This is a genomic window from Kitasatospora sp. NPDC004272 (assembly GCF_053603035.1).
This window is the reverse complement of sequence record NZ_JBSGET010000224.1, coordinates 1-8,845: the sequence shown is the minus strand read 5'-3', so window position 1 is coordinate 8,845 and position 8,845 is coordinate 1. Positions and strand designations below refer to the sequence as shown.

Below are 8,845 nucleotides of genomic sequence, written 5' to 3'. Positions count from 1 at the left end.
GGGCCGCCCGCCGCAGGGCCAGGCCCCGCCGGCCGCCGCCCAGCAGGCCCAGGCCCGGCAGCGCCGCGGCCAGCCCACCCACCTGGTGGTGACCCAGGGCTCGCTGGCCGGCACGACCGTCGCGCTGCAGGGCCAGACCATCACGCTGGGCCGGGCGCACGACTCCACGATCGTGCTGGACGACGACTACGCGTCCTCGCGTCACGCCAGGATCTACCCGGATCAGGCTGGGCAGTGGACGGTGGAGGATCTAGGCTCCACCAACGGCACCTATCTCGACCGGCAGCGGCTCACCACGCCGATGCCGCTCCAGGTCGGCGTGCCGATCCGAATCGGCAGGACCGTCATCGAGCTGCGGAAGTAGTCAGCGCATGAGGACCAGCTCCACCCGAAGGAGGGCCCGGACAGCATGAGTCTCGTGCTGCGCTTCGCCGCCGGCTCGCACAAGGGCCTGATCCGTGAAGGGAACGAGGACTCCGGCTACGCCGGGCCCCGGCTGCTCGCGGTGGCCGACGGCATGGGCGGGGCGGCGGCCGGCGAGGTCGCCTCCTCCGAGGTCCTCGGCTCGATCGTCCGGCTCGACGAGCCGCACCCCGGCGCCGACCTGCTGAGCCTGCTCAACGAGGCGGTGCAGACCGCCAACGACCGGCTCCGGCTGATGGTCGAGCAGGACCCGCAGCTGGAGGGCATGGGCTGCACCCTGACCGCGCTGCTGTGGGACGGCCAGCGGATGGGCCAGGTGCACATCGGCGACTCCCGCGCCTACCTGCTGCGCGACGGCCGGCTGGACCAGATCACCCAGGACCACACCTGGGTGCAGCGGCTGGTCGACGAGGGCCGGATCACCGCCGAGGAGGCCGAGACCCACCCGCAGCGCTCGCTGCTGATGCGCGCCCTGGACGGCCGCGGCCAGGTCGAGCCCGACCTGTCGATCCGCGAGGTCCGGGCCGGCGACCGGTACCTGATCTGCTCCGACGGCCTGTCCGGCCCGGTCAGCCACCAGACCCTGGAGGAGACGCTCGGCGGCTACTACGCGCCCGAGCAGACCGTCCAGGAGCTGATCCAGCTGGCGCTGCGCGGCGGCGGCCCGGACAACATCACCTGCATCGTCGCCGACGTGATCGACGTCGGCGCCACCGACCCGCTCAGCGGCCAGGCCGCCGAGGCCCCGGTGGTGGTCGGCGCGGTCGCCGAGAACCAGCCGCACCACCAGTTCAACGACCCGCAGCTGCTGGACACCCCGGCCGGCCGGGCGGCCGGCCTCGGCCGCGGCCAGGCCCCGCAGCAGCAGGGCCCGCAGGGCGCCTTCGGGCCCGCCCAGGGCTACGAGGGCGGCTACGAGCAGCAGCCCGGCTTCGGCGCCCCGGCGGGCGACTTCGGCCCCGCCGAGGGCTACGGCGCCCCGGCCGGGGGCTTCCCGCCCGGCGAGGGCGGCTACGGCGAGGCGGAGTACGGCGCGCCCGGCGAGGGCTTCGACCCGGACGCCCCGGTCGACCGCCGGAAGAAGAAGCGCGGCCTGAAGCTCACCCTGATCGGCGTGCTGGTGCTCGCGGTGCTCGGGGCCGGCGGTTTCTTCGCCTGGCGGTGGAACCAGGACCAGTACTACGTCGGCGCCCAGGACGGCCACGTCGCGGTCTACCGCGGCCTGGACCAGAACCTGGTCGGCATCGAGCTCAGCTCGGTCTACCAGCAGTTCTCCGACGTCGAACTCAAGTACCTGCCCGCCTACCAGCGCGACCAGGTCAGCAAGAAGATCCAGGCCGACGGCCTGGTCGACGCCCGGAAGCAGGTGGACGCCCTGCGCGCGCAGGCCGCCGTCTGCAAGAAGGTCGAAGAGTCCAAGAACGCCCCGGCCGCAGGCGAGGGCACCGAGCCGTCCGCGCCGCCGCTGACCGAGCAGGAGCAGCAGCTCGCCGCCTCCTGCTCGGCCCAGTAGGGCCGCGGTCGAACCCGGGGGGTTTCACACAGGCATGAGCACCTTCGACGTGAGCGGCGGCCGCGCGCCCGCCACCGGGCGCCGCCGCGCCGCCGGCCGGTCCGCCGGGGACGCCGTGCCGAACCGGCGCAACACCGAACTGCTGATGCTGGCCTTCGCGGTGGTGATCCCGGTGTTCGGGTACGCCAACGTGGGCCTGGCGATGGACGGCACGCTGCCCGCCAACATCCTGGCGTACGGCCTGGGGCTGGGCGTGCTGGCCGGCGCCGCGCACCTGGCGGTGCGCCGGTTCGCCCCGTACGCCGACCCGCTGCTGCTGCCGCTGGCGACGCTGCTGAACGGGCTCGGCCTGGTGATGATCTGGCGGCTCGACAAGGCCGGCAAGCTGCTGAGCAACAACTACCCGGCGACCACCAACCAGCTGATGTGGTCGGGCCTGGGCATCGCGCTGTTCATCGGCGTGATGTGGCTGCTCAAGGACCACCGGATCCTGCAGCGCTACACCTACATCTCGATGGTGGTGGCGCTGGTGCTGCTGGCCGCGCCGGCCTTCTTCCCGTCCCAGGACGCGAACTTCGGCGCGAAGATCTGGATCCGCATCGGGTCCTTCTCGATCCAGCCCGGCGAGTTCGCCAAGATCATCCTGACCATCTTCTTCGCCGGCTTCCTGATGGTGAAGAAGGACGCCCTGGCGCTGGCCAGCCGCAAGTTCATGGGCCTGTACCTGCCGCGCGGCCGCGACCTCGGCCCGATCGTGGTGGTCTGGCTGCTGTCGATCCTGATCCTGGTCTTCGAGACCGACCTCGGCTCGTCCTTCCTGTTCTTCGGCCTGTTCGTGGTGATGCTGTACGTGGCCACCGAGCGGACCAGCTGGATCGTCTTCGGCCTGGTGATGTCCTTCGGCGGCGCCGCCGTGGTCGCCACCAGCGAACCGCACGTGAAGACCCGCATCAACGCCTGGCTGGACCCGATGGCCGCGTTCGGGCCGAACCCGCCGAAGCAGTCCTCGGAGCAGATCGGCCAGACCCTGATGTCGCTGGGCTCCGGCGGCACCGTCGGCACCGGGCTCGGGCAGGGCCGCAGCTGGCTGATCCAGTTCGCGGCAAAGAGCGACTTCATCCTCGGCTCGTTCGGCGAGGAACTGGGCCTGACCGGTCTGATGGCGCTGTTCATGGTCTACGGCCTGGTGGTGCAGCGCGGCCTGCGCACCGCCCTGGCGGCCCGCGACCCGTTCGGCAAGCTGCTCGCGGTCGGCCTCAGCTCGGCCTTCGCCCTCCAGGTGTTCGTGGTCGCGGGCGGCGTCACCGGCCTGATCCCGCTGACCGGCATGACGATGCCCTTCCTGGCCCAGGGCGGCTCCTCGGTGGTCGCCAACTGGGCGCTGATCGCCGTCCTGATGAAGATCAGCGACACCGCCCGCCGCCCGGCCGCCGAACCGGCCGCCGAACCCGCCCCGGCCATCCCGGAGCCCGCCGGTCCCGACCGCTACGGGCCGCCCGGGTACGGCGCACCGGGCCAGAGCAGGGGAGCGTCCTCGTGAACAAGCCGATCCGCCGGGTCTCGATCTTCTGCCTGGTGCTGATCCTGGCGCTGATGGCCCGGGTGAACTGGGTGCAGGGCGTGCAGGCCTCGGCCTGGGCGAGCAACCAGCACAACGAGCGGACCAAGTACGACCGGTACGCCACCCCGCGCGGCAACATCATCGTCGGCGGGCAGCCCGTCACGAAGTCCGACTTCGTCAACGGCCTGCGCTACAAGTACAAGCGCGCCTGGGTGGACGGGCCGATGTACGCCCCGGTCACCGGCTACTCCTCGCAGATCTTCGACTCCAGCCAGCTGGAGAAGCTGGAGGACGGCGTGCTCTCCGGCACCGACTCCCGGCTGTTCTTCCGCAACACCCTGGACATGCTGACCGGCAAGCCCAAGCAGGGCGGCGACGTGGTCACCACCATCGACCCGAAGGTGCAGAAGGCCGGCTTCGAGGGCCTCGGCGACAAGAAGGGCGCCGCGGTGGCGATCGACCCGCGCACCGGGGCGATCCTGGCGCTGGTCTCCACCCCGTCCTACGACCCGGGCACCTTCGCCGGCGGCAGCGACGCCGACTCCGCGGCCTGGACGGCGCTGCAGAACGACCCGAACCAGCCGATGCTGAACCGGGCGCTGCGCCAGACCTACCCGCCCGGCTCGACGTTCAAGCTGGTCACCGCGGCCACCGCGTTCGAGACCGGAAAGTTCCAGGGCCCGGGGGACGCCACCTCGACCCCGGACACCTACATCCTGCCGGGCACCAGCACCCCGCTGGTCAACGACAGCCCCGACGAGCCCTGCACGAACGCCACCCTGGTGGACGCGATGGCCATCTCCTGCAACACGGTGTTCGGCAAGATCGGCGCCGAGCTCGGCGGGGACACGCTGCGCGCGCAGGCCGAGAAGTTCGGCTTCAACAACGACAAGGTCGACATCCCGATCCGGGCCACCGCCAGCTACTTCCCCAGCAACTCCTCCCCCGACGGCACCGCGATGGACGCCATCGGCCAGCACGACACCCGGGCCACCCCGCTGCAGATGGCCATGGTGGCCGCCGCGATCGCCAACAACGGCTCGCTGATGCAGCCCTACCTGGTCTCCCAGGAGGGCGCGCCCGGCCACGCCATCTCCACCCACACCGAGCACCAGATGAGCCAGGCCGTCTCGCCGGAGACCGCGCAGAAGCTCCAGCAGCTCATGGAGGCCGTCGTGAAGGGCGGCACCGGCAAGCGGGCGAGCATCCCGGGCGTGACGGTCGGCGGCAAGACCGGCACCGCGCAGCACGGCCAGGACAACGCGGGCAAGCCGTTCGCCTGGTTCGTCTCCTACGCCAAGGACTCCGGTGGCAAGCAGGTCGCGGTCGCGGTGGTGGTCGAGGACGGCGCCGCGCAGAGCTCCGAGATCTCCGGCGGCTCGATCGCGGCGCCGATCGCCAAGTCGATGATGCAGGCGGCGCTCGGCAAGTAGGTCCGGTCGCATGCGTCACATTCCGGCCGCCGGTCCTCGATCGGCGGCCGGAATTGTCACAATGGGACCGTCCCGGTCGATACCGGTCTGGTCTCAGCTGGCGGGCTGCCCGGGGCAGCTCAGGTTCGCCCGGTAGCGTATCCGCCAGCAGCGGGTGTACCCGCAGCCGGAAACCGCCGGCCGGCCGTGGAACCGCGGCCGGGGCCGAGGCGTCCGAAGAGAGCGTGCGGGGACACCTACGTCACATCCTCACCGACCGGTGGGGGAGAGGGTCGGAGATATGGAAGAGCCTCGTCGCCTAGGCGGCAGGTACGAGCTCGGCGGCGTCCTCGGGCGCGGTGGCATGGCCGAGGTGTACCTCGGCCACGACACCCGGCTCGGCCGCACCGTCGCCGTGAAGACCCTCCGCACCGACATGGCCCGCGACCCCTCCTTCCAGGCCCGGTTCCGCCGCGAGGCGCAGTCCGCGGCCTCGCTGAACCACCCGGCCATCGTCGCGGTCTACGACACCGGCGAGGACTACATCGACGGGATCTCCATCCCGTACATCGTCATGGAGTACGTCGAGGGCTCCACCCTGCGCGAACTGCTGCACACCGGGCGGCGGCTGCTGCCCGAGCGGGCGCTGGAGATGACCATCGGCATCCTGCAGGCCCTGGAGTACTCGCACCGGGCCGGCATCGTGCACCGCGACATCAAGCCCGCCAACGTGATGCTGACCCGGCAGGGCAACGTCAAGGTGATGGACTTCGGCATCGCCCGCGCGATGGGCGACGCCGGCATGACGATGACCCAGACCTCCGCGGTCATCGGCACCGCCCAGTACCTCTCCCCCGAGCAGGCCAAGGGCGAGACCGTCGACGCCCGCTCCGACCTGTACTCCACCGGCTGCCTGCTGTACGAACTGCTGACCGTCCGGCCGCCGTTCGTCGGCGACTCGCCCGTCGCGGTGGCCTACCAGCACGTCCGCGAGGAGCCCGCGCCGCCGTCCTCGTACGACCCCGAGGTGCGCCCCGAGATCGACGCGATCGTGCTCAAGGCGCTGGCCAAGGAGCGCGACTACCGCTACCAGTCCGCCGACGAGATGCGCGACGACATCGAGCGCTTCCTCGACGGCCTGCCGGTCGCCGCCGCCCAGCAGGCGGCCTACGGCATGGGCGCGGCCGGCTACGGCTACGACCAGGGCGGCAACCAGTACGACCCGTACGGCCAGACCAACGTGCTGCCCCAGCAGGGCGGCGGCCCGACCACCATGCTGCCGCCGGTCGGCAACCAGCAGCCCGCCCCCTACGGCGGCTACCAGGACAACGGCTACGGCGGCGGCAACGACGGGGACGGCTACGAGGGCCGCGGCAGCCGGCGGCGCGAGGAGCAGCCGAAGAAGAACAACACCTCCTGGATCGTGCTCGCCGTCGCGGCAGTGCTGGTCCTGGTCGGCGCGTTCTTCGTGGTGCAGTCCATCGTGAAGACCGGCGGCACGAACGCCGGGAAGAGCACCGTCCCGACCCTGACCGGCATGAGCCTGGAGGACGCGACGGCCGCCGCGAAGGCGCAGAGCGCCAAGCTCAAGGTGACCGCCGGGGACCCGGCCGCCAGCTGCCCGGACCCGAAGGTCCAGAAGGACCAGGTCTGCACCCAGAGCCCCGCCGCGGGCGGGCAGATGGAGTCCGACGGCACGATCACCGTGCACCTGGCCGCCGCCGCGGCCCAGGTCGCCGTCCCGGACGTCTCCGGCCAGGCCAAGGACGCCGCGAGCAAGACGCTCAAGGACAAGGGCTTCGACGTCAAGATCACCTACGCCAACGACGACAAGGTCGAGCAGGACAAGGTCGTCTCGCAGGACGTCAAGGACAAGGCCGCCCCCGGCGCCACGATCACCCTGACGGTCTCCTCCGGCCAGCAGAAGGCCCCCGTGCCGAACGTGATCGGCAAGGCGGTGGACGACGCCACCCAGATCCTCACCACCGCCGGCTTCACCGTCGCCCCGCCGACCACCAAGACCGTCGTCGACCCCACCCAGGCCGGCCAGGTCCTCGACCAGAGCATCAAGAACACCCAGGCCAGGCAGGGCACCTCGATCACCCTTACGGTCGGCAAGCTCGCCGAGAAGGTGAACATGCCGCCGCTGCAGAACGTCAAGGTCAGCCAGGCCATCAAGCAGCTCGCCGATATGCAGATCAGCTACCAGATCTCCGGCGTGCAGGACCCGAACGCCATCGTGGTGAACACCAGCGTCCCGGCGGGCACCCCGCTCACCCCCGGCGTCGACAAGGTCGTCCTGGTCACGCAGTTGCCGCCCAAGGGCGACGACCCGAAGCCGTAGCCGCGGGCACGGCAGGGAAACGGCCGAGGGGCCGCACCGTTCTACCCGAACGGTGCGGCCCCTCGGCCGTCCTGGCGCCCCGTCAGCGCCCGCCGACGCCCCGCCGACGCCCCGTCAGCGCAGCTCGGGCGGCGGGGTGCGCCTCGCGTCCACCGGGTCGACCCGGACCAGCTGCGCCCAGACCGCCATCCGGTACCGGGAGGTGTACACCGGCGTGCAGGTGGTCAGCGTCAGGTAGCGGCCGGGGCCGGTGAACGGCGAGCCCTCGGGGACCGGCGCCACCACGCCCACGTCGTACTTGGAGGTCTGCGGCAGCGTCCCGGCGACCCGGTAGACGTACCAGGAGTCCTTGGTCTCCACCACCACCGGATCGCCCGCCCCGAGCCTGTCCAGGTCGTGGAACTTCGCGCCGTGCCCGTCCCGGTGCGCCGCCAGCGCGAAGTTGCCCTCCGGGTCCCACGGCATCGCCGAGCGGTACGGCTCCTCGTACACGCCCGCCACGCCCTCGTTGAGCACCTCCGCGGTGGTGCCCATCCGGATCAGCGTCTGGTCGCCCTTCCCGAAGGCCGGCACGTGCAGGAAACCCAGCCCGTCACCCGCCGCGTACTGCGGCACCGGGGCGGTGTCCCCCGGCGGCGCCGCCGGGCCGGACCAGCTGTTCCGGAGCTGGTCCCCCGCCCGGCCGGCCGCCCGCTCGGCCACCACGTCCGTCCACCAGAGCGAGTACCCGACGAACAGCGCCAGCACCAGCCCCAGGGTGATCAGCACCTCCCCGAGCAGCCCCAGGGCCACCCCCAGCCGTCCGCGCCGCTGCCGCCCGCCCCGAATGGCTGTGCCCATGGTGCCGTGCCTCGCTGCTCAGTGTTGCCCGGTCAGCGCCTCCGGCTGCCCCTGGCTCCTCGGCCGTTCCTCGACCATCTTGCCAAACACGATCAGTCTTCCCCGGGCACTGAACTCCGGCGTGCATGTCGTCATGGTCAGGTAGCGGCCCGGCGTGTTGAACGGCGAGCCCTTGGGGACCTTCTGGAGCACCGTCACGTTGCTCGGCGGGGTCTCCGGGATGCCGCCGGCCACCTCGTACGTGTAGTACGCCGTCGCGGTCTCCACCACGATCTTGTCGCCCGGCACCAGCTGGCCGATCTTCCGGAACGGCTGCCCGTGCGTGGTGCGGTGCGCGGCGACCGCGAAGTTGCCGTCCGGGTCGGAGGGCATCGCGGTGCCCGTGTAGTGGCCCACCAGGCCGTGGTCGAGCACCTTCTGCTTGTCGGTGCCCTCGGCGACCGGGTAGTCCAGACCCAGCTTCGGAATGTGGATCATGGCGAAGCCCTCACCGGCCTCGAACTTGGTCTGCGGCGGCGGCGTGCTGCCGTTCGGCACCGGCTGCGCCCACTGCTTCTCCAGCTTGTTGCCGGCCGCGCTGGCGTCCCGGTCGGCCAGCACGTTGGTCCACCACAGCTGGTACGAGACGAACAGCAGCATCACCGCGCCGAGGGTGATGAACACCTCCCCCAGCAGCCGGGCCAGCACCACCCGCTTGCGCTCCGGCGGGCGCGGCGGCCGCGGCCCGGCGGGCCACCGGCCGGCCCGCCGGG

7 protein-coding genes are annotated in these 8,845 nt (G+C 71.6%); 5 read left to right on the top strand and 2 right to left on the bottom strand.

Annotation, left to right across the window (positions count from 1 at the left end; genetic code table 11):
* From ACWEO5_RS37100 to pknB, 5 genes are all read left to right on the top strand, one after another.
* The coding region (locus ACWEO5_RS37100) for an FHA domain-containing protein FhaB/FipA (RefSeq protein WP_452166501.1) at window positions 1–364 on the top strand (364 nt) is incomplete at its 5' end.
* 45 nt (window positions 365–409) lie between these two features.
* The gene (locus ACWEO5_RS37095; protein ID WP_452166500.1) at window positions 410–1,936 is read left to right on the top strand and encodes a PP2C family protein-serine/threonine phosphatase; all 1,527 of its coding nucleotides are present in this window, start codon (window positions 410–412) and stop codon (window positions 1,934–1,936) included.
* Window positions 1,937–1,970: 34 nt separating this feature from the next.
* Window positions 1,971–3,476, top strand: a complete 1,506-nt coding sequence (locus ACWEO5_RS37090; protein WP_452166499.1) for an FtsW/RodA/SpoVE family cell cycle protein — start codon at window positions 1,971–1,973, stop codon at window positions 3,474–3,476.
* The gene (locus ACWEO5_RS37085) at window positions 3,473–4,930 is read left to right on the top strand and encodes a peptidoglycan D,D-transpeptidase FtsI family protein (protein ID WP_452166498.1); all 1,458 of its coding nucleotides are present in this window, start codon (window positions 3,473–3,475) and stop codon (window positions 4,928–4,930) included. Before ACWEO5_RS37090 ends, ACWEO5_RS37085 begins: the two co-directional genes overlap by 4 nt.
* Window positions 4,931–5,210: 280 nt before the next feature.
* On the top strand, window positions 5,211–7,253 hold the full coding sequence (gene pknB / locus ACWEO5_RS37080; protein ID WP_452166497.1) for a Stk1 family PASTA domain-containing Ser/Thr kinase: 2,043 nt from the start codon (window positions 5,211–5,213) through the stop codon (window positions 7,251–7,253).
* Between the two features lie 114 nt (window positions 7,254–7,367).
* Here the strand turns inward: pknB and ACWEO5_RS37075 are convergent, their stop codons facing one another.
* Together ACWEO5_RS37075 and ACWEO5_RS37070 are read right to left on the bottom strand one after the other, a co-directional pair.
* Window positions 7,368–8,093 carry a class E sortase gene (locus ACWEO5_RS37075; RefSeq protein WP_344559004.1) on the bottom strand — a complete coding sequence of 242 codons (726 nt, stop codon included), beginning with the start codon at window positions 8,091–8,093 and terminating at the stop codon, window positions 7,368–7,370.
* 18 nt (window positions 8,094–8,111) lie between these two features.
* On the bottom strand, window positions 8,112–8,845 hold a 734-nt coding region (locus ACWEO5_RS37070; RefSeq protein ID WP_452166496.1), incomplete at its 5' end, for a class E sortase.

What these genes read in the sequence shown, in the direction of transcription:
- ACWEO5_RS37095 (WP_452166500.1), top strand. Translation starts at nt 410, where the DNA reads ATGAGTCTCGTGCTGCGCTTCGCCGCCGGCTCGCACAAGGGCCTGATC.
- ACWEO5_RS37090 (WP_452166499.1), top strand. Translation starts at nt 1,971, where the DNA reads ATGAGCACCTTCGACGTGAGCGGCGGCCGCGCGCCCGCCACCGGGCGC.
- pknB (WP_452166497.1), top strand. Translation starts at nt 5,211, where the DNA reads ATGGAAGAGCCTCGTCGCCTAGGCGGCAGGTACGAGCTCGGCGGCGTC.
- ACWEO5_RS37075 (WP_344559004.1), bottom strand. Translation starts at nt 8,093, where the DNA reads ATGGGCACAGCCATTCGGGGCGGGCGGCAGCGGCGCGGACGGCTGGGG.